Origin of the sequence: Streptomyces sp. NPDC058955, assembly GCF_042741435.1 — a bacterium.
In the GTDB taxonomy this organism is placed as follows: domain Bacteria; phylum Actinomycetota; class Actinomycetes; order Streptomycetales; family Streptomycetaceae; genus Streptomyces.
The window spans coordinates 74,843-93,789 of the sequence record NZ_JBHYKM010000009.1 but is presented as its reverse complement, the minus strand read 5'-3'; the positions used below and the strand labels follow the sequence as shown (position 1 = coordinate 93,789).

The window sequence follows — 18,947 nt, the reverse complement described above, 5'->3', positions numbered from 1 at the left end:
CCCGCCGAGTCCGAACCTCCCTCGTACAGGGGACCGTTGCATCGCCCTCGGGGATTTGTTTCTGTAGTGGACGTCGCCAGGCAGCAGGTGCTCGGCTCAGCGAGAGCGAAGCACCGCGGCAGGCCGGTTCCCCCAGTCCCCGGATTCCCCGGGCTCTGGTTCCGGCATGTCGAAAACGGTCGGAAACGGCCGTGACGCCCGGCGCAGCCACAGTCCCCGACGTTAGGTAGACGTTTTGTTCCGCTCCATCGCCACTCGTGCCGCCGCCCGCAAGAAGACCTTCGCCGCCACCGCCGCCGTCCTGCTCGGCGCCTCCGGTGCGGTGCTCGGCACGACGGGCACGGCCTCGGCCGCCAGCCCGCAGGAGCTCGCCCGCGACATCGTCCCCGCTTCGCAGTTCGCCTCCTTCAGCAAGATCGTCTCGCACGAGTCCGGCTGGAACTTCAAGGCCACCAACTCCTCCTCCGGCGCCTACGGCCTGGTCCAGGCCCTGCCGGGCTCGAAGATGGCCTCGGCCGGCTCCGACTGGAAGACCAACCCGGCCACCCAGATCAAGTGGGGCCTCAACTACATGAACGAGCGCTACGGCTCCCCGAACGCCGCCTGGGCGTTCTGGCAGGCCAACGGCTGGTACTAAGAGTCACCACGCCGCACCGCGCCCCACCGCAAGGCCCCGCCCTCCACTCGGAGGGGCGGGGCCTGCGGCGTTTCCGGGGCCCTGCGGCGTTTCCGGGACCCTTGGGTCTCAGGGCCGTTCGGTGCTCGCCGGGCTCGCGCCGCCCTTCGTTCCCGCCCCGGGCGCGTGCCCGAGGACGACGACCCAGTCGCCGTCCTCCCGGACCATCTGCACGTACGTACTGAAGGGGCTGCCGTCCCGGCCCGTGCCGGAGACCCGCGTGCTCGCCACGTCGGGGCCGAACTCGTGCGACACCTCGACGATCTCGATCCGCAGCCCCTTCCCGCCGTCCGCGGCGACGAGCTTCCGGGCGTCCGCCTCGACCCCCTCGTAGCCGGGCGGCGCCAGCTCCGCGAGCGCGGCCACGTCCCGGCCGTTCAGGGCCCGGACGTACGCTTCGGCGGTCTGCCGTTCCGTACGCCCCTCGGTGTCCGACTCCTGCGTGCACCCCGCCAGCGCGCCCCCCACCAGCAGCGCACCGACAACAGCGGACCGTAACCGCTTCCCCCGCGTGGTCATGCGTCCCCCTCGTGATCGGTCTCCCCAGGGGACGCGGCGACCCGGCTCCCGGGTTCCCGGCCTCCCGGCACGGGCGCGGGGCCCCGCCCCTCCCACTCCGGAGGGACGGGGCCCCGCGTTTCCCGGGCACCCCTGCCAGGTCTAGAGGCGCTGGATGATCGTCCCGGTGGCGAGCGCGCCGCCCGCACACATCGTGACCAGCGCGAACTCCTTGTCGGACCGCTCCAGCTCGTGCAGCGCCGTGGCGATCAGCCGGGCGCCGGTGGCGCCGACCGGGTGGCCGAGGGCGATGGCGCCGCCGTTGACGTTGACCTTCTCCAGGCCGTCGAGGTCCTTGTCGAACTCCTGCGCCCAGCTCAGCACCACCGCGGCGAACGCCTCGTTGATCTCGACCACGTCGATGTCCCGGAGCGACATGCCGGCCTTGCCGAGCACCGCGCGGGTCGCGTCGATGGGGCCGTCGAGGTGGTAGTGCGGGTCCGCGCCGACCAGCGCCTGGGCGACGATCCGGGCGCGGGGGCGCAGCTTCAGCGCGCGGGCCATGCGCTTGGAGGCCCACATCACGGCGGAGGCTCCGTCGGAGATCTGGGAGGAGTTCCCGGCGGTGTGGACGGCGGTGGGCATGACCGGCTTGAGCCGGGCGAGCCCCTCCATGCTGGTGTCGCGCAGCCCCTCGTCGCGGTCGACCAGCCGCCACATGCCCTGACCGGCGTGCTGCTCCTCCTCGGTGGTCGGGACCTGGACGGCGAAGGTCTCGCGCTTGAACCGCTCCTCGGACCAGGCGACGGCCGCCCGCTCCTGGGAGATGACGCCGAGGGAGTCGACCCGCTCGCGGGTCAGCCCGCGGCGGCGGGCGATCCGCTCGGCGGCCTCGAACTGGTTGGGCAGGTCCACGTTCCACTCGTCGGGGAAGGGCTTGCCGGGCCCGTGCTTGGAGCCGGAGCCGAGCGGCACCCGGGACATGGCCTCGACGCCGCAGGAGATGCCGACGTCGATGACGCCGGCCGCGATCATGTTGGCGACCATGTGGCTGGCCTGCTGCGAGGAGCCGCACTGGCAGTCGACGGTGGTGGCGGCGGTCTCGTACGGCAGGCCCATGGTGAGCCAGGCGGTGCGCGCGGGGTTCATGGACTGCTCGCCGGCGTGGGTGACGGTGCCGCCGACGATCTGTTCGACGCAGTCGGCGGGGATGCCGGTGCGGCCGAGGAGTTCGCGGTAGGTCTCGCCCAGGAGGTAGGCGGGGTGGAGGTTGGCGAGCGCGCCTCCGCGCTTGCCGATGGGGGTGCGTACGGCTTCGACGATGACGGGTTCCGCGGCCATGAGCTGGTCCTCTCCTCGACCGGGCGGGGTGTCCCGGCACCCGCCGGTCGGCGTCATGGGAGAACTAGTACGCGTTCTAGTTCTGGGTGAAGTCTGAGGACTGCTACCGCCGGTACGCAAGGGTCCGGAAGGCAGGAGTTCGGTGAAGGAGCGGACATCCGGGCGCGGTCGAGGGCTCATCGGGACGGTCCGGGAGGCGCGCGGGGGCGTATTCCGCCCGCACCTCTTGCGAGTTGTAGAACTCGTTACTAACTTTCCCGGCAACTTCTGATGGTCCATCAGATATTGGAGCGTGTTGCCGATGACCTGCCCCCACCTCCCCGAAGGATTCGACGCCACCGACCCCGACCTGCTGCGCAGCCGGGTCCCGCTCCCCGAGTTCGCGGAGCTGCGGCGGACCGCCCCGGTCTGGTGGTGCCCCCAGCCGCGCGGCATCACCGGCTTCGACGACGAGGGCTACTGGGCCGTCACCCGCCACGCCGACGTCAAGTACGTCTCCACCCACCCCGAGCTGTTCTCCTCCCACGAGAACACCGCCGTGATCCGCTTCAACGAGCACATCGGACGCGAACAGATCGACGTCCAGAAGCTGATCATGCTCAACATGGACCCGCCGGAACACACCCGGGTCCGCCAGATCATCCAGCGCGGCTTCACCCCGCGCGCCATCCGCGGCCTGGAGACCGCCCTGCGCGACCGAGCCCGCGCCATCGCCGAGGAGGCACGCGCCGCCGCCGCCGAAGACCCCGACAGCACCTTCGACTTCGTCACCCGGGTCGCCGTCGAACTGCCCCTCCAGGCCATCGCCGAACTCATCGGCGTCCCCCAGGAGGACCGCGCCCGGATCTTCGACTGGTCCAACAAGATGGTCGCGTACGACGACCCCGAGTACGCCATCACCGAGGAGATCGGCGTCGAGGCCGCCATGGAGATCATCGCCTACGCGATGAACATGGCCGCCGCCCGCAAGGAGTGCCCCGCGAAGGACATCGTGTCCCAGCTCGTCGCCGCCGAGGGCCAAGGCAACCTCTCCTCCGACGAGTTCGGCTTCTTCGTCCTGCTGCTCGCCGTCGCCGGCAACGAAACCACCCGCAACGCGATCAGCCACGGCATGCACGCCTTCCTCACCCACCCCGACCAGTGGGAGCTCTACAAGCGGGAGCGCCCCGCCGGCACCGCCGAGGAGATCGTCCGCTGGGCCACCCCCGTCGTCTCCTTCCAGCGCACCGCCACCCAGGACACCGAACTCGGCGGCCAGAAGATCAAACGGGGCGACCGGGTCGGCCTCTTCTACTCCTCCGCCAACCGCGACCCCGAGGTCTTCGACGACCCGGACACCTTCGACATCACCCGCGATCCCAACCCGCACCTCGGCTTCGGCGGCGGCGGACCCCACTTCTGCCTCGGCAAGGCCCTCGCCGTGAAGGAGATCGAGCTGATCTTCGACGCGCTCGCCGACGTCCTGCCCGACCTCACCCTCGCCGGCGAACCCCGCCGGCTGCGCGCCGCCTGGCTCAACGGCGTCAAGGAACTCCGCGTCCGCGCCGCCCGCTGAACCCCGGAACCGCAACCGTCCCCCGCACGTCCGATCGGGCATGCGGGGGACACACACCACCACGGCCAGAATCCTGACCACACTCGTCGCGCTGCTCGCGCTCCAGCTCGGCTCGCTCGTCGCGCCCGCCTGGGCCTGCGGCTGCGGCGCCATGATCACCCACAAGTCGGAGCGCATCGGCGTCGACCGCGAGGAATCCGCCGTCCGCTGGGACGGACGCACCGAGACCGTCGTCATGCGCTTCCGCGTCCACGGCAACGCCCGCCAGGCCGCCTGGGTCATGCCCGTGCCGCACCGCGCGGACGTCACCCTCGGCGACCCGGAACTCTTCGACCGGCTCGAAGACCTCGCCGCCCCCGAGCGCCGCGAACGCTTCTACTTCTGGCCCCGCGACAACGACTGGCCCTTCGACGGCGGCTACGGCGACGGCGCCGCCGCCGGCGCGGCCCCCGGCGGCTCCGTCGGCGTCGTCGGCCGCGAACGGCTCGGCCCCTTCGACGTCGCCCGGCTCACCGCCACCGACCCCGAGGCCCTCGGCACCTGGCTGCGCACCAACGGCTTCGAACTGCCCGACCGCCTCACCCCCGAACTCCGGCCCTACGTCGACCGCGCGTGGGAGTACGTCGCCATCCGCCTGGCCCCCGAGAAGCAGGGCGAACACCTCTACGGCGAACTGACCCCGCTCCGCATCACCTTCGCCTCCACCGAACTCGTCTACCCCATGCGGCTCTCCCGGCTCGCCGACTCCCCGCAGACCCTCGGCCTGTCGATCCTCGCCGACCACCGCATGGAACCCCGCGCGGCGATCGGCGGCGAACGCCCCGAGGTCACCTTCTCCGGCCGCGTCGACCGCCCCGACGGCCCCGTCGCCGCACTCACCGGCGGCGCCCCCGCCCACCTCACCGTCCTGGAACAGCGCTTCCCCGACCCGTCCCGGATCGACGACGACCACGTCCTGCGCACCGTCGCCGACACCCCGTACCGCCAGGTGGTCTACCGCAACCGCCTGCTCACCCTCGGCGGCGTCCCCGTCTGGCTGCTGACGGTCGGCCTGGGCACCCTGGCCCTCGCCGCGGCAGCCGTGTTCACCGTACGGGCGAAGCGCCGCCGAGTACCGTCGACCCCATGACGAACCCCCAGTGGAACGACGTCGACGCCTACGTCACCGACCTGCTCGTCCCCGCCGACGAGGCGCTCACCGCCGCCCTCGCCGCCTCCACGGCCGCCGGACTCCCCGAGATCGCCGTCGCCCCCAACCAGGGCAAGCTCCTCAACCTCCTCGCCCGGACCCAGGGCGCCCGGCGCATCCTGGAGATCGGCACCCTCGGCGGGTACAGCACGATCTGGCTCGCCCGCGCCCTGCCCGACGACGGCCGCCTGATCACCCTGGAGTACGACCCCCGGCACGCCGAGGTGGCCCGCGGCAACCTCGACCGGGCCGGCCTCGCCGACCGCGTCGAGGTCCGCACCGGCCCGGCCCTGGACACCCTCCCGCTCCTCGCGAAGGAGGGCGCGGGCCCCTTCGACCTGGTCTTCGTCGACGCCGACAAGGCCAACAACCGGGCGTACGTCGAGTGGGCCCTGAAGCTCTCGCGCCCCGGCACGCTGATCATCGTCGACAACGTGGTGCGGAACGGCAGGGTCGCCACCGAGCACCCCGACGACCCGGCGATCACGGGCACGCGCGCGATGTTCGACCTGATCGCGAACGAACCCCGCCTGGACGCGACCGCCCTCCAGACGGTCGGCACCAAGGGCTACGACGGCCTGCTCCTGGCCCGCGTCCTCGACCAGGACGCCGCCTGACGCGCCGGACGGCGCTACTTCCACTCGTAGAGCGAGCCGGACACCTTGCCGCTCTCCTCCGTGTCGAACTCGAACACGGCGGCGATGCCGTTGAGGCGGGCGAACCCGGCGGAGGCGGTCTCGTAGAAGAGGCAGCCCCGCCAGCTCACCCCGCCGGCCTCGTTGAACCTGCCGACACCCGTGCCGTGCCAGGTGACCGTCTCCCCTCCGGCGGTCATGCTGATGCCCTGCCCCTCGCCGAAGAGCGTGCCGTCGGGCTTGACCACCGACTCGTACGTCCCCATGTCACTGACGGTCGTACCGAGAAGCGTGCCCGTCCCCGAGAACGACGCCTCCGTGACGGCGTGGCCACCGTCCGTGGACAGCACCCGTAGACCTGTCATCTCTCCCGAAACCGTGCCGATCTGCTCGCCGAGCATGATGGGACTCCTCTCCGCGTCCCCCCAATTCCGGACTACGCCCACCGGCGCACCCCGTCAAACGGTGACGCCGGACCGCCAGCCGGTGAAGAGCGGCAGCTCGCCGGCGGCGTCGAGCACCACGACCCCGAAGGGCCGGTCGAAGGCCACCCGCCGCTCGACCTCGCGGCGGGGCGGGGCCGCGCTGCGCGGCATCGACACCTGGGTGACGGCCGCCGCCTCGACACCCTCCTCGGCGACCTCGATCAGCGCCGACTGCGCGACCTTGGAGACGTAGAGGCCGGAGGCCGAGATCCCCGAGAAGTCGGCGCCCGGGCGCAGGGCCAGGCGGACGCCGAGCGCCGCCAGGTGCCCCGTCACGTCGACCCCCGTCGTACGGAGCGCGAACCGCGGCAGGAAGAGGTCGACCGCGTCGGCCCCGAGCGGCCGGCGCGCCCCGACCCCCGCCCAGGCGGCGGGCAACACCCGGGCGGGCCCGGCACCTTCGGCACCTTCGGCACCGAGGACGAACCGCACCCGCACCCCCTCACGACAGGGCAGCTCGACCACGGTCGTCCCGTCCACGTGCCAGACCCACCCGGCCGGGATCCGGCGCCGCATGGTCGGCACGGGCCGGACGGCGCCGTTCCCGTCGGTGAACGGCTCGTCGCGGGTGAGACGGCGCGGGAAGGCGGACAGCCAGGAGGCCTTGAGGGCGAGCGCGTTGACCAGGACCAGCTCCTCGGAACCGTCGAGGTCGAGCGGCAGCCGCGCGATCCGCCCGCCGGTGGACTCCCGCACCCAGGCTTCGAGTTCGGGCTGCAGGCGCACCGGAACCTCCCCGAGGGACACGTCGTCCGTGGCCCCGAAGGCCGCGTCGGGCAGCTCGTGCCAGTCCACCCGGGGAAACACCCCGAACCGCACCCCGGGCAGCCCCCGCCGAAACCCCTCCCGCACCGGCACCCTGCTCCACACCCCGGTCGCCACCGCGAGCCCGTCCCCACCCGCGAGCCGCCCCCCGACCGACGTCACGGCCTCCGCCGCCGCCTCCCCCGCGACCCCGAGCACCCCCCGCAACTCCTCCCCGGTCCGCCCCCGCGCCCCCGCCGCCACAACCCCGAGCGCCAGCCACAACCCCACAGGCGACACGACGAAGTCCCCACCCCCCACCCGAGCCGACCACCACACGGCCAGCTCCCGCACCGCCTCCGCTTCGAAGCCTCCGGAGCCGTGGGTCATATCCTGCCCTCCATGAGCATCGTGAAGATCGACGAATGGGCCGAGCCGCTCCCATAGAGCTCCGTCGGCGAGTGTCGCTACGGCCAGCAGCCTAGAAGCCGTCGACCCATGCCCGCGCTACGCAGACCGCACATGGTCAGGCGGGACGAGCCACCACCAGCCCCCACGGCCAGTCGTTCGAGCGGGATACCCATCATGGGTATGCCCACGGTGGGTGTGCGCGCCTTTGGCGAGTCGTGTGCACTACGCACATGGCACACAACTCGGCTCCACGCCTTCAGCCCGCCCCCGCATTCGAACTCCGCTTCGGCGGCCTGCATGTGACCGTGCAACGCATCCCCGGATGGCTCGTCGCCCTGGCGGCCACAGCCGGCGGGGCAGCGGGGACGTGGTGGACCCAGCGATAGGTTGCGCGCCCGAACTCCACGCTCGTCTTGGGCTGGTGCCCCCCCGGATGTGAACCCAGATCCGCGGCCCCGGTTCCCCAGCGGCGGACCGTACAGACCCCTCAGAAGGCTCAGGCGCCCGCAGGTTCCGGCGACTCGGCCCAGCGCACGATCACACGATCCCGGGTGTTCGCGTTCCGGCCCCTGCCGACGGACTTGGTGATCCTCACCGAGTCGATGAAGAGCGCCAGGAACTCCCGCTTCTTCTCCAGGTCCCACGCCGCCCATGGCGAACCCTCCCCGATGGGATCCCCGCCCACGCTCGGCCACTCGTCGGGGATCTGGATGCTCCGGCTGCCGGTCGCCTCCAGTTGTGCCAGCCGTTCGGCCGTCCGCTCCTCGTGGGCAGCCAACCGCGCCATGGACTCCCTGAACATCTGCGCACCGGTCTCATCGGCGTAGACGCCGGCCAGCCGGTCCACGTGGAGGATACGGCGGGACTCCCGAACGTGCTCCAACTCGGTTCGCACCGCCGCGCGTTCCGCGTCCCTCTGGGAGGTGTCCTGTTGGCGGGCGAAGCGCCGTGACGCCTCGGCCAGCCATTCGAGGTCTTCCGGGTCGTCAGGGTCCATGGCCATGAGACGGGCCCACACCCGCCCCGCCGTCTCGCTGTCCGCCGCGTCCTGACCGATGACGAGACCGCCGTGGCCCGGGACCACTCCCCCGGCCCGGTTGCACTTGTAGTAGAGCTTCCCGGCCCGCCGGTCGGTCACCATCACGGAACCACAGACGTCGCAGAACAACAGCCCGTGCCCGGCCAGCAGGGTCGGGACGCGTCGGCCCGCTCGTACGACCACCTGCGTCCGGCCGTCCAGCACGTCCTGGAGCTTCCACCACTCCTCCGTGGGGATGAGCGCTTCGTGCGACTGGACGGGCTGCCCTTCGTCGTCACGCAGGATGACGCGCTTCCCCGTCTTGCCGGGAACAGGGTTGCCGTCGTCGTCCTTGGTCGCCTGTACCCGTCCTTGCCACTCGATCGCGTACCCCGCAAGGCGCGGGTCCCGCAGGATGCGCAGGACGGTGGACGACACCCACGCGGGACGCTCCACGGCTTCCGAGACTCCACGCGCACGGCGTGAGGCGAGGCGCTTGGCCCCCGACTCCCCCAGAGACTCCGCCTTCGTGGGCACGCCGTCCTCGTTGAGTCGCTTGGCGATCTGCGAGGCGGACACGCCCTCCGCCGCCCACTTGGCCATGTCCCGGACGTACGGCGCTTCCACCGGGTCCGGGACGAGCCGGACGACCGACAGCTTGCCGCTGGTCGCCCTCTCCGCCGTGAAGCCGTACGGAGCGACGCCGGAGACATGGCTACCAGCCCGCCGAAGCGTGTCCTTGGTGGCGGAGACGTACGCCGACTTCATGTCGGACTCCTGCTGTGCCAGACCCGCGATGATCGCGAGGATTCCGACACCGACCGGGGTGGACGTGTCGAGGTACGGCTCCTCGACACTCACCAGCCGGACGCCGTGCGCCTCCAGCTCCTCGATGATCCGCATGGCTTCCAGCGCGCCCCGACGCGTCAGGCGGGACAGCGAGAAGACGACCACCGCGTCCACGTGCCCGCCGCGCACGGCCGACATCATCTCCTCGAACCCCGGGCGGTGGATGCTCGGGTCCCACCCCGACTTGCCCACGTCCTCGAAGTGGCCCGCGTCGCTCCACCCCTTCGACGCGATCAGAGAGGCACACCGTTCGCGCTGCGCCACGGGCGACGCCTGCGAGTCGTCCTCACGCCGCTTTGACTGGCGGATGTACGAGACTGCACGTACGTGATCAAGGCTCGGCGCAGCGCCCGGCCTGTGCTTCCTGAGAGGTGTCATGTGCCTAGTGTGGTAAAGATCAACGTCCTGACCGTGCCCGTCGAGCAGCGGGAGGTGCTGGAGCAGCGGTTCGCCTCGCGGGCCGGGGCCGTGGAGGGGTCCGACGGGTTCGAGTGGTTCGAGCTGCTGCGGCCGCTGGAGGGCACCGATCAGTATCTGGTGTACACCCGGTGGCGCAGCGAGGAGGACTTCCAGAAGTGGATGAGCGGTTCCATGAAGGCCGCTCACCAGGGCACCGCGGGCGGTGAGGGCGGTGAGCGGCCGAAGCCGGCCGCGTCCGGTTCCACGCTGTGGTCGTTCGAGGTCGTGCAGCAGGCGGCGCCGAAGTAATTCGGCGGCACGCCCGGGCGTGCGGGCCGCAGAATGGCCCGCATGACCTGGATCTTCTCTCCCGAGCGCGTCGACAGCCCGGACGCCACCGCCCTGCGCTGCGACTACTACGGCGATGTCGCGGGCCGCTACTTCGGGCGGGTGATCGGTGAGGACGAGTACGACGACGACATGATCGACGAGGGTCTGGAGCTGCTCGCGCCGCCCGCCGGGGAGTTCCTGGTCGGGCGGTACGAGGGGGAGGCCGCCGCGTGCGGCGGCATCGTGCTGCTCGACGCCGAACGGGCCGAGCTGACCCGGGTGTTCGTCCGCCCCGCCTTCCGCGGCCGCGGCGGCGCCGACCTGCTGATGGACGGCCTGGAGCAGGCCGCCCGCGCGCTCGGCGCCCGCCGGACCGTGCTCAACACCCGGCTCGACCTGGTCGAGGCGCGGGCGCTGTACGTGCGGCACGGGTACGGGGAGATCCCGGCGTACTGCTCGGGGCCGTACATGGAGATCTGGTACGGCAAGGAGCTGTAGGGCCCCGGCCGGGGTCAGCCGTTCCAGACGACGACGTCGAAGGTGGCGTTGGTCTCGCTGGCGAGGCCGTCGAGCTTCTTGACGGTCAGCCGGACGAGCCGGCCGTCGCCGGTGCGGCCGCAGACGTTCAGGCCGGTCTTCAGGCGGATGTCGTTCGAGGTGCCGAGGGTGTCGACGACGCCCGCGCAGTCGGTGTGCGACGGGGCCTGGGGGCCGTCCCAGACGAGGGCCTTGGCGCCGTTGTCGGGCCGCAGCATGTGGTCGCCGAACGGGTAGACCGCGAAGTCGTTGTCGCTGTTGATCTCGGACGCCACGGGCGGCGCGGCGTCGAGGTCCTTGTCGTCCACGTACGTGATGACCAGCGGCCCCTGCCACCGCACGGTGCCGGGCGGGGGCCCGCTCGGGGTGGCGGACGCCGTCGTCTCCTGGGCGGCGGGCGTGGCGGTGTCCGCGGCCGGGTCCGTCGCCGGGGCGACCGACGCGTCCGTGGTCGGCTTGTCGTCCGCCGTCGGAGCGGGGGCCGAGGTCGTCGTGGGTGCCGGAGCCGGTGCGGCCTTCGGGTCGTCGTCGTCCTGGTTCACCAGGAACGTGCCGACGACGCCGATCACGGCGGCCACCAGGGTCGCCGCCGCGCCGATCCAGGCGCCCCTGTTCGACGGCGTCCGGGCCGGCGGGGTGCTCGGCGGCGGCGGGGCGCCGTAGGTCCCGTACGCCGGTCCGGCCTGCGGCTGTCCCTGCGGCGGCGGTGGCCAGCCCTGGCCCGGCTCGTGGCTGCTCATCCTGTCCATCCCCCTGTGACGGTGACTGCGACTGAAGTCGATCTTCGGCAGGACAGGGTACCGACCGGCGCTGATCCCCCGTCATCCCGGTTTCCCCCGTGCCGATTTGTCCTCGCTCCGGCGCTCCGGCGCCGTCAGGCCCGGTGGTCGCGGGGCGGTTCGGGGGCGCGGGGGTGCTCCGCGTCGGAGCCGCAGAGTTCGGCGTTGAGCTGCTCGACGAGCTGGACGAGGTCGGTGGGCCGGTCGGGCCCCCACCAGTCGCCGAGGAGTGCGGCGAGGGACTCCTCGCGGGCCGCGGCGAGGCGGGCGGCGGTCGCGGCGCCGTCCTCGGTGAGGACCAGCCGGAGCCCCTCGCGGCGGGCCAGCCGCCGCTCCTCCACCTCCCGGGCCGCCTCGGTGATCACCCGGAGCGGCACGGGGACGGTCTCGGCGAGCCGGGCGGGTTCGACGCCGCCGTGCCGGCGGATCCGCAGCAGCAGCCAGCTGGACGCGGGGCGCAGGTCGAGCCCGGCGCGGGCGGTGATCTTCTCGTAGATCTCCTTGCGGCCCTCGCGGGAGCCGAGCACCGACAGGGCGCGGGCGGCCTCCTCGTAAGAGGTGCGCTCGACCGGGTTGGAGGCGAGGGTCTGGCTGGTGTCGGGTGCGGTGACGGAGGCGCGGAGCGGGTCCTCCTTGAGGAACCAGGCGACGCCGAAGGCGACGAGGACGACCGGCGCCGCGTACAGGAAGACGTCCGTGATGGAGGTGGCGTACGCGTGCAGGACCTCGGGGCGCAGTTCGGGCGGGAGCTGGGCGATGGCGCGCGGGTCGGCGGCGACCTGGCCGGCGCCGGTGCCCGGCGGGAGCGGCGTACCGGCCTCGGCGGCCCGGGCGAAGACGTCCTCCAGCTTGTGGGTGAGCCGGTTGGTGAAGATCGTGCCGAAGACGGCGACGCCGAAGGAGGCGCCGATGGAGCGGAAGAAGGTCGCTCCGGAGGTGGCGACGCCCAGGTCCTCGTATCCGACGGCGTTCTGCACGACGAGGACGAGCACCTGCATGACCAGGCCGAGTCCGGCGCCGAAGACGAAGAAGTACAGGCTCATCTGCCAGGTGGGGGTCGTCTCGGTCAGCTCGTTGAGGAGCAGCAGGCCGAGCGCGGTGACGGCGGTGCCGGCGATCGGGAAGACCTTCCAGCGGCCGGTCCTCGACACGATCTGGCCGGAGGCGGTGGAGGTGAGCAGCATGCCGACGACCATCGGCAGCATGTGGACGCCGGACATGGTGGGGCTGACGCCCTGGACGACCTGGAGGAAGGTCGGCAGGTAGGTCATCGCGCCGAACATGGCGAAGCCGATGACGAAGCTGATGACCGAGACCAGGGTGAAGGTGCGGATCCGGAAGAGCTTGAGCGGGAGGACGGGCTCGGCGGCCCGCCGTTCGACGGCGACGAAGCAGACGAGCAGGACGGCGCCGAGCAGCGCGAGCCCGATGATCTGCGGCGATCCCCACGCCCAGGTGGTGCCGCCGAGGGAGGCGACCAGGACCAGGCAGGTGGCGACGGAGGCGATGAGGAAGGTGCCGAGGTAGTCGATGGTGTGGCGGGTGGAGCGGGCCGGGATGTGCAGGACGGCGGCGATGACGAAGAGGGCGACGACGCCGATGGGGAGGTTGATGTAGAAGACCCAGCGCCAGGAGAGCTGTTCGGTGAAGAACCCGCCGAGCAGCGGGCCGAGGACGCTGGTGGCGCCGAAGACGGCGCCGAAGAGTCCCTGGTACTTGCCGCGTTCCCGGGGCGGTACGAGGTCCCCGACGATGGCCATCGACAGCACCATGAGCCCGCCGCCGCCGAGGCCCTGGACGGCTCGGAAGGCGATGAGCTGGGGCATGTTCTGGGCGATGCCGCAGAGGGCGGAGCCGATGAGGAAGAGGACGATCGCGCCCTGGAAGAGCTTCTTCCGTCCGTACTGGTCGCCCAGCTTGCCCCACAGGGGCGTGGCGGCCGTGGAGGCGAGCATGTAGGCGGTGACGACCCAGGAGAGGTGCTCCATGCCGCCGAGTTCGCTGACGATCGTGGGGAGGGCGGTGGAGACGATGGTCTGGTCGAGGGCGGCGAGCAGCATGCCGAGGAGCAGTGCGCCGATCGCGACGAGGATCGTGCGGCGGCTCTGTCCCTCGCCCGGCGCCGGTGCGGGCTCCGGCGTCCCGTCGGGTCGCGGCGGGCTGGTCTCCTGGGCCATGGGCGTCTCCCTGCGCGTCTCTGCCGGGCGTGTTCTCCATCCTGGGACGAATGTCCGGATATGGCCTGCGGAGGGGCACAGGTGTTCACCCGGCGGCAGGGGGTGGCCTGCATAATCACCCCCAGTTGTATCGGGGAGGGGACAGATCATGACCGGACAGGCATGTCCTGAATGCGGTGGTCAGAGACCGGGTTGCGCCTGCGCCCGCGCGGAGATGGCGGCGGCCGAGGACTTCGACCCGCTCCGCATCAGGCCGTACGTGACGCTCGACGCGCAGGAGGGGGCTGCGGCGGAGGGCGGGGCACCGGGCCGGGCGGGGAGCGCGGCGGCGGACGAGGCGGGTGATCCGCCGACGGCCCAGCTGATGGCGATACGGGCGGACGCGGCGGGGGCGTTCCACGCGCCGTCGCATGACGCCTCCTCGTACGGCGGCACTCCTCCGTATGGCACCTCCTCGTACGGCACTCCCCCGTACGGCGCCCCTCCGCAGGATCCGTACGCGGACGGTCACGACCACGCCCCCGCTCACGGCCACGGCCACGGCCACGCCCCCCTCGACCCCGGCTTCGCGCCGTACGGCTCCGAGGGCGGGGCCCACGAGACGATGCCGCTGCTGCTGGGCGGGGTCGGGGCCGGCGACGCGGCGGCCGGGGCGCGGCGCGAGCGGTCGCGCAGGCGGCGCGGCGGGCTGGTCGCGGGTGTCGCGGCGGCGGCCGTGGTCGGCACGGCCGCGCTGGCCGCGGCGGTGCTCGGCGGCGAGGAGCCCGAGGACCGGGCGATGGTCCCCGAGGTGACCACCAGCGCGTCCCTGAACATCGCCGTCTCGGAGGAGCCGTCCCCGTCCTCCGCGACCCCGACGCCGACCCGCACCCCGTCGCGGACGCCGTCCCCGGACGCGCCCTCCCCGAGCGCGGCGCCCTCGACGGCCTCCCCGTCCGCGTCGGCGGAGCCGACGGCACGGCCGACGACGACCGCCGCGCCGACCGCGACCGGCGGCACGGCACCGTCCCGCCCCGCGACCTCGGCGCCCGCGCCGCCCGTGGCCCCGACGACCGCCGCCCCGACGGACGCGCCCGAGGGCGCGACGCTGAGCCTCGGGGACACGGGCCCGGAGGTGGAGGAGCTCCAGACGCGCCTGCGACTGCTGTGGGTCTACCTGGACGACGCCGACGGGGTGTTCGACGAGGGGCTGCGGGCGGCGCTGATCCAGTACCAGAGCCGGTTCTGGCAGCTGGAGGACCCGGAGGGCGTGTACGGCCCGGACACGCGGCGCAAGCTGGAGCGGGCGACCAAGAACTCCTACCGCTGACGGCGGGGGCGGCCCGGGCACGGTGGGGGGGTGGGTGGCGCAGACCGCCCCGGGTTTTGTATCGTGAAAAAACAAAGTGGCCCCGCCCGTACTCCCTGACCGGCGGGCGGGACCGCTTCGTTCTCCGCACCACCCCCCTGGAGACCCCCATGGCCGCCACCCCGGCAACGCTCACCGCCCGCGCTCTCCTGCTCGACATGGACGGCACCCTGGTCAACTCGGACGCCGTCGTGGAGCGCTGTTGGCGCCGCTGGGCGGACCGCCAGGGGCTGGACTCCGACGCGGTGCTGAAGGTGGTGCACGGCCGCCAGGGCTACGCCACGATGGCGCTCCTCCTCCCGGACCGCCCGATGGCCGAGAACCACGCCGACAACGCGGTGATGCTGGCCGAGGAGACCGCCGACCTCGACGGCGTCGTGCCCGTGGCCGGCGCCCCCGCCTTCATGGACGCGATCGCCGCGCTCCCGCACGCCCTGGTGACCTCGGCGGACGAGGCCCTCGCGCAGGCCCGGATGGGCGCGGCGGGCCTGCGGATGCCGGTGACCCGAGTGACCGCCGAACAGGTCGGCGCGAGCAAGCCGGACCCCGAGGGCTTCCTGAATGGCGCCGCCGAGCTCGGCGTCGACCCGGCCGACTGCGTGGCCTTCGAGGACTCCGAAGCCGGCATCCAGGCCGCGAAGGCGGCCGGCATGCGCGTCGTAGGCGTGGGCCCCCGCGCGGCGGCCTTCGCCCCGGACCTCCACCTCCAGGACCTGACCTCGCTCCAGGTCACCACCACCCCGAACGGCACGGTCACCCTCACGACGACCCAGCGCTGACGCGCCCGGGGGGGGGAGGGGACGAGGGCGGTACGCGGCCGAGCACGGCCCGAGGGCCGGTACGCCCCCCTCGCCGCACCGCCCCCGACAGGACCGAGAACCGGCGCGGCACCGAGCCAGCGGCAGCCCCCGCAGGCCCCAGGGACGGCATGACAGCGCACTCCCGCCCGCTCCCGCCCGCGCCGGCCCCGGGCAGTGCGGACTCCCCGGACGTCCCGAGCGGCCCGAGGCAAGTCCGACGCCGCACCCACCCCACCACCTGACGCCCCACCCGCCCCCGCCGCAGCGAACCGCACCAGCGCCCTCGCCGCCCTGACGCGCGGGCGGATCCGGAACGCCCGGCCGCCGGGCGGCGCCGCGCCTGGCGACACCCCCGCCCTCGGAGTCGTACCGACTCGATCGGCGGCGCGGGCCACGCGATCGGCCACGCCGGCCCACCGACCCGGGCCACTCCCCTCCACGCCCCGCGCGAACGCGACCCCGCCCCGCGGAATCCGACGCTCCGTCAGGACGCGTCACACCCCTTGATGTGACGTGTCCATGTCGCCACCCTGTTACCTGGCGCATCCCCCAGCGAAACCTGGCGCCGCCACGATGACCGGGCGCCGCCCGGTACCGCACGGGACCGGCCGTACCGCCAAGGTCCCACCGAATCAAGGGAGTCCCCCATGCCCGTCGGCAAGGTCTACGCGCGTCGAGCCGCCGTGCTCGCCTCCACCGCCGCCCTCACCCTCACCGGCCTCGTCACCACCGCGCCGTCCGCGCAGGCCGCGATGCCGACGCCGGTCAGCGCCGCGACCGCCCGCACCTACCTCGCCGCCCTCACGGTCAAGGCGGAAGGTTCCCTCACCGGCTACAGCCGGGACCTCTTCCCGCACTGGATCACCCAGTCCGGCACCTGCAACACCCGCGAGACCGTCCTCAAGCGCGACGGCTCGAACGTCGTCACCGACTCCAGCTGCGCCTCCATCAGCGGCAGCTGGTACTCGCAGTACGACGGCGCCACCTGGACCGTCGCCTCCGACCTCGACATCGACCACGTCGTCGCACTCGCCGAGGCGTGGCGCTCGGGCGCCAACTCCTGGACCACCAGCCAGCGCCAGGCGTTCGCCAACGACCTCACCCGGCCGCAGCTCATAGCCGTCACCGACAACGTGAACCAGGCCAAGAGCGACCTCGACCCGGCCGAGTGGCTGCCCCCGCGCACCGCGTACCACTGCACCTACGCCCGCGCCTGGGTCCACACCAAGTACCACTACGGCCTCAGCGTCGACTCGGCGGAGAAGAGCGCGCTCCAGTCCGTCCTCAACGGCTGCTGACACCAGCCTCCCTGACACACCGTAAGGACGGTGTGTCAGCACTCCGCGCGAAAACGGCGTGAAATCGACGCGCCTGTGGTCCAGACCTGAGCCACCCTGGTCCGAACCAGAGCGGCCCTCCCCACAGGCGCGCCCCACACCCAAGATGTTTGAACTTGCAAGTACTACTCAGGGATGCCTAACCTGGCGGCCGTTCGGTACCAGTCCCCCACGCCCGTCCCGTTCCCGGGACGGGCCGGCCGAAGGAGTCCCCCACCATGAGCACCCTGACCCAGCGCCTGCATCAGGCGCAGCCGTACGCGCTCGGCCTGTTCCGGATCGTCGTCGGCCTGCTCTTCGCCTGCCACGGCGCCGCCTCGCTCTTCGGCGTCCTCGGCGGCGCCATGGGCGGCGGCACCGTGCCCACCGGCACCTGGCCCGGCTGGTACGCGGCGGTCATCCAGCTCGTCTGCGGCGCCCTCGTCCTCGTCGGCCTCGGCACCCGCGGCGCGGCCTTCATAGCCTCGGGCTCGATGGCGTACGCCTACTTCTGGGCCCACCAGTCGGAGGCCCTCTTCCCGCTGCAGAACGGCGGCGAGAGCGCGGCCCTCTTCAGCTGGGCCTTCGCCCTCCTGATCTTCACGGGCCCGGGCGGCCTCGCGCTCGACGCCCTCTTCGGCCGCAAGGGCTCCCAGGGCGGCCGGAACGCGCAGGACACGGAGAAGCAGGGCACGCCGGTCGCCGCCTGACGGCACCAGGACCGGATCCGGCGGATCCGGCGGATCCCCCTCCGCTCTCCGCCCGGGCCCCCGCCGACACCCACCCGGCGGGGGCCCGGGCAGCGGCGCGTAGGCTCTGCCCCTGTGAATCTGCTCGACAGCATGGGCTCGCTGAGGTCGCTGACCGCAGGCCCGTGGATCTATCCGGTGGTGGCGACGTCGATCCTGCTCGACGTCTTTCTGCCCGTGCTGCCGAGCGGCTTCCTCGTGATCTCCGCCGCCACGGCCGCCTCCGCCTCCCTCGGCGCGGCCACGGCGCCCGCGGACGTCCCCTCCCTGCTGCCGCTCCTGCTCACCGCCGCGGCGGCCTCGATGCTCGGCGACTTCCTCGCGTACCGGCTGGCGCTCCGCGGCGGCCGGCGCATGGACCGGGCGATAGCCCGCTCCCGCCGCCTCACCGTGGCGCGGGAACGTCTCGGCACCGCCCTGGCCCGCGGCGGCGGCCTGATCGTGGTCCTGGCCCGCTTCGCCCCGGCGGGCCGCTCAGTGGTCTCCCTGGGCGCGGGCGCGGCGCGGCGGCGCCCCGAGGAGTTCCTGCCCTGGTCGGCCCTGGCAGCGGTCATCTGGGCCTCGTACAGCGTCGGGCTCGGCTGGCTGGGCGGCGCGTGGCTGGGCGCGACCTGGTTCAGCGCGGGCGTCTCGACCCTGGCGCTGCTGCTGGCGGGCGGACTGGCCGGCTACCTCATACGGCGCCCGGGCGCGGCTCCGGCGACGTCCTAGTGCTGGTGCGCTCCTCTCACCTCCAGGGTGGCGAGGAGCCGGGCGGTGGCGTCGGCGATCTCCTCGACGGCCCGGTCGAAGACCTCCCGGTTGTGCGCGGCGGGAGCGCGGAAGCCGGAGACCTTGCGGACGTACTGGAGCGCGGCGGCGTGGATGTCGTCCTGGGTCGCCTCATGCGGCAGGACGGGCGGGCGGAGTGTCTTGATGCTGCGGCACATGCCTCCAGTGTGACCCCGGCCACTGACAACGCCGGAACGCCGCCGCCACCGGCGTCGCAACGGCCCCGGCACTCGGCCCAACCCAGCTCAGCTCAGCCCAGGCAGATACATCAGCTCGGCTCGGCCCAACCCAGCTCAGCTCAGCCCAGGCAGATACATCAGCTCGGCTCGGCCCAACCCAG

Annotated in this window: 19 protein-coding genes; 11 read left to right on the top strand and 8 right to left on the bottom strand. The window is 72.7% G+C overall.

Translation table 11 applies throughout. The features are described 5' to 3' along the window. The first annotated feature begins 235 nt into the window (after positions 1 to 235). On the top strand, positions 236 to 637 hold the full coding sequence (locus ACFW1I_RS06665; RefSeq protein ID WP_384666665.1) for a transglycosylase SLT domain-containing protein: 402 nt from the start codon (positions 236 to 238) through the stop codon (positions 635 to 637). Positions 638 to 745: 108 nt separating this feature from the next. Here ACFW1I_RS06665 and ACFW1I_RS06660 read toward each other — a convergent pair whose 3' ends face one another. Both ACFW1I_RS06660 and ACFW1I_RS06655 read right to left on the bottom strand, forming a co-directional pair. Continuing rightward, complete coding sequence (locus ACFW1I_RS06660; RefSeq protein WP_384666663.1) at positions 746 to 1,195, bottom strand: hypothetical protein; 450 nt, start codon at positions 1,193 to 1,195, stop codon at positions 746 to 748. A 141-nt stretch (positions 1,196 to 1,336) separates the two neighbouring features. Beyond that, complete coding sequence (locus tag ACFW1I_RS06655; protein WP_384666661.1) at positions 1,337 to 2,515, bottom strand: steroid 3-ketoacyl-CoA thiolase; 1,179 nt, start codon at positions 2,513 to 2,515, stop codon at positions 1,337 to 1,339. Between the two features lie 301 nt (positions 2,516 to 2,816). Here ACFW1I_RS06655 and ACFW1I_RS06650 point away from each other — a divergent pair, with 301 nt between their 5' ends. The 3 genes from ACFW1I_RS06650 to ACFW1I_RS06640 are packed head-to-tail and all read left to right on the top strand — an operon-like array spanning position 2,817 to position 5,876. Then, the gene (locus ACFW1I_RS06650) at positions 2,817 to 4,070 is read left to right on the top strand and encodes a cytochrome P450 (protein WP_384666659.1); all 1,254 of its coding nucleotides are present in this window, start codon (positions 2,817 to 2,819) and stop codon (positions 4,068 to 4,070) included. A gap of 40 nt (positions 4,071 to 4,110) precedes the next feature. Next, positions 4,111 to 5,199: a DUF2330 domain-containing protein gene (locus ACFW1I_RS06645; RefSeq protein ID WP_384666657.1), complete on the top strand. Its 1,089-nt coding sequence runs from the start codon at positions 4,111 to 4,113 to the stop codon at positions 5,197 to 5,199. Beyond that, positions 5,196 to 5,876, top strand: a complete 681-nt coding sequence (locus ACFW1I_RS06640) for an O-methyltransferase (protein WP_384666656.1) — start codon at positions 5,196 to 5,198, stop codon at positions 5,874 to 5,876. Before ACFW1I_RS06645 ends, ACFW1I_RS06640 begins: the two co-directional genes overlap by 4 nt. Before the next feature lie 14 nt (positions 5,877 to 5,890). On the opposite strand, the gene ACFW1I_RS06635 is transcribed toward ACFW1I_RS06640, so the two are convergent. The 3 genes from ACFW1I_RS06635 to ACFW1I_RS06625 all read right to left on the bottom strand — a co-directional run bounded on the left by ACFW1I_RS06635 (position 5,891) and on the right by ACFW1I_RS06625 (position 9,779). Further along, positions 5,891 to 6,295: a hypothetical protein gene (locus ACFW1I_RS06635; RefSeq protein WP_384666655.1), complete on the bottom strand. Its 405-nt coding sequence runs from the start codon at positions 6,293 to 6,295 to the stop codon at positions 5,891 to 5,893. 57 nt (positions 6,296 to 6,352) lie between these two features. Beyond that, positions 6,353 to 7,342 (bottom strand): serpin family protein, encoded by a 990-nt coding sequence (locus ACFW1I_RS06630; RefSeq protein ID WP_384666653.1) that lies wholly within the window; start codon positions 7,340 to 7,342, stop codon positions 6,353 to 6,355. 688 nt (positions 7,343 to 8,030) lie between these two features. Then, the gene (locus ACFW1I_RS06625; protein ID WP_384666651.1) at positions 8,031 to 9,779 is read right to left on the bottom strand and encodes a recombinase family protein; all 1,749 of its coding nucleotides are present in this window, start codon (positions 9,777 to 9,779) and stop codon (positions 8,031 to 8,033) included. On the opposite strand from ACFW1I_RS06625, the gene ACFW1I_RS06620 reads away from it, so the two are divergent. Then, on the top strand, positions 9,780 to 10,109 hold the full coding sequence (locus ACFW1I_RS06620) for an antibiotic biosynthesis monooxygenase family protein (RefSeq protein WP_384666649.1): 330 nt from the start codon (positions 9,780 to 9,782) through the stop codon (positions 10,107 to 10,109). It begins immediately after the preceding gene. 33 nt (positions 10,110 to 10,142) lie between these two features. Then, positions 10,143 to 10,628 (top strand): GNAT family N-acetyltransferase, encoded by a 486-nt coding sequence (locus ACFW1I_RS06615; protein WP_384666647.1) that lies wholly within the window; start codon positions 10,143 to 10,145, stop codon positions 10,626 to 10,628. Positions 10,629 to 10,642: 14 nt separating this feature from the next. Here the strand turns inward: ACFW1I_RS06615 and ACFW1I_RS06610 are convergent, their stop codons facing one another. Continuing rightward, the gene (locus tag ACFW1I_RS06610) at positions 10,643 to 11,407 is read right to left on the bottom strand and encodes a hypothetical protein (protein WP_384666646.1); all 765 of its coding nucleotides are present in this window, start codon (positions 11,405 to 11,407) and stop codon (positions 10,643 to 10,645) included. A 134-nt stretch (positions 11,408 to 11,541) separates the two neighbouring features. Beyond that, positions 11,542 to 13,623 carry a DHA2 family efflux MFS transporter permease subunit gene (locus tag ACFW1I_RS06605; protein ID WP_384666644.1) on the bottom strand — a complete coding sequence of 694 codons (2,082 nt, stop codon included), beginning with the start codon at positions 13,621 to 13,623 and terminating at the stop codon, positions 11,542 to 11,544. A 214-nt stretch (positions 13,624 to 13,837) separates the two neighbouring features. On the opposite strand from ACFW1I_RS06605, the gene ACFW1I_RS06600 reads away from it, so the two are divergent. From ACFW1I_RS06600 to ACFW1I_RS06580, 5 genes are all read left to right on the top strand, one after another. After that, complete coding sequence (locus ACFW1I_RS06600; protein ID WP_384666643.1) at positions 13,838 to 14,932, top strand: peptidoglycan-binding protein; 1,095 nt, start codon at positions 13,838 to 13,840, stop codon at positions 14,930 to 14,932. A gap of 149 nt (positions 14,933 to 15,081) precedes the next feature. Next, positions 15,082 to 15,750, top strand: a complete 669-nt coding sequence (locus ACFW1I_RS06595) for an HAD-IA family hydrolase (protein WP_384666641.1) — start codon at positions 15,082 to 15,084, stop codon at positions 15,748 to 15,750. A 668-nt stretch (positions 15,751 to 16,418) separates the two neighbouring features. Next, a complete protein-coding gene (locus ACFW1I_RS06590; RefSeq protein WP_384666639.1) occupies positions 16,419 to 17,069 on the top strand; it encodes an HNH endonuclease family protein in 651 nt (216 codons plus the stop codon). Positions 17,070 to 17,335: 266 nt separating this feature from the next. Beyond that, complete coding sequence (locus tag ACFW1I_RS06585; RefSeq protein ID WP_384666706.1) at positions 17,336 to 17,797, top strand: DoxX family protein; 462 nt, start codon at positions 17,336 to 17,338, stop codon at positions 17,795 to 17,797. Positions 17,798 to 17,917: 120 nt separating this feature from the next. Continuing rightward, on the top strand, positions 17,918 to 18,547 hold the full coding sequence (locus ACFW1I_RS06580; RefSeq protein ID WP_384666704.1) for a DedA family protein: 630 nt from the start codon (positions 17,918 to 17,920) through the stop codon (positions 18,545 to 18,547). Here ACFW1I_RS06580 and ACFW1I_RS06575 read toward each other — a convergent pair. Then, on the bottom strand, positions 18,544 to 18,765 hold the full coding sequence (locus ACFW1I_RS06575; RefSeq protein WP_384666638.1) for a DUF2277 domain-containing protein: 222 nt from the start codon (positions 18,763 to 18,765) through the stop codon (positions 18,544 to 18,546). The two genes, ACFW1I_RS06580 and ACFW1I_RS06575, sit on opposite strands and share 4 nt — an antisense overlap. Positions 18,766 to 18,947: the final 182 nt, after the last annotated feature.

What these genes read in the sequence shown, in the direction of transcription:
- ACFW1I_RS06645 (WP_384666657.1), top strand. Translation starts at nt 4,111, where the DNA reads ATGCGGGGGACACACACCACCACGGCCAGAATCCTGACCACACTCGTC.
- ACFW1I_RS06655 (WP_384666661.1), bottom strand. Translation starts at nt 2,515, where the DNA reads ATGGCCGCGGAACCCGTCATCGTCGAAGCCGTACGCACCCCCATCGGC.
- ACFW1I_RS06625 (WP_384666651.1), bottom strand. Translation starts at nt 9,779, where the DNA reads ATGACACCTCTCAGGAAGCACAGGCCGGGCGCTGCGCCGAGCCTTGAT.
- ACFW1I_RS06635 (WP_384666655.1), bottom strand. Translation starts at nt 6,295, where the DNA reads ATGCTCGGCGAGCAGATCGGCACGGTTTCGGGAGAGATGACAGGTCTA.
- ACFW1I_RS06590 (WP_384666639.1), top strand. Translation starts at nt 16,419, where the DNA reads ATGCCCGTCGGCAAGGTCTACGCGCGTCGAGCCGCCGTGCTCGCCTCC.
- ACFW1I_RS06650 (WP_384666659.1), top strand. Translation starts at nt 2,817, where the DNA reads ATGACCTGCCCCCACCTCCCCGAAGGATTCGACGCCACCGACCCCGAC.
- ACFW1I_RS06610 (WP_384666646.1), bottom strand. Translation starts at nt 11,407, where the DNA reads ATGAGCAGCCACGAGCCGGGCCAGGGCTGGCCACCGCCGCCGCAGGGA.
- ACFW1I_RS06660 (WP_384666663.1), bottom strand. Translation starts at nt 1,195, where the DNA reads ATGACCACGCGGGGGAAGCGGTTACGGTCCGCTGTTGTCGGTGCGCTG.
- ACFW1I_RS06575 (WP_384666638.1), bottom strand. Translation starts at nt 18,765, where the DNA reads ATGTGCCGCAGCATCAAGACACTCCGCCCGCCCGTCCTGCCGCATGAG.
- ACFW1I_RS06640 (WP_384666656.1), top strand. Translation starts at nt 5,196, where the DNA reads ATGACGAACCCCCAGTGGAACGACGTCGACGCCTACGTCACCGACCTG.
- ACFW1I_RS06605 (WP_384666644.1), bottom strand. Translation starts at nt 13,623, where the DNA reads ATGGCCCAGGAGACCAGCCCGCCGCGACCCGACGGGACGCCGGAGCCC.
- ACFW1I_RS06615 (WP_384666647.1), top strand. Translation starts at nt 10,143, where the DNA reads ATGGCCCGCATGACCTGGATCTTCTCTCCCGAGCGCGTCGACAGCCCG.
- ACFW1I_RS06600 (WP_384666643.1), top strand. Translation starts at nt 13,838, where the DNA reads ATGGCGGCGGCCGAGGACTTCGACCCGCTCCGCATCAGGCCGTACGTG.
- ACFW1I_RS06595 (WP_384666641.1), top strand. Translation starts at nt 15,082, where the DNA reads ATGGCCGCCACCCCGGCAACGCTCACCGCCCGCGCTCTCCTGCTCGAC.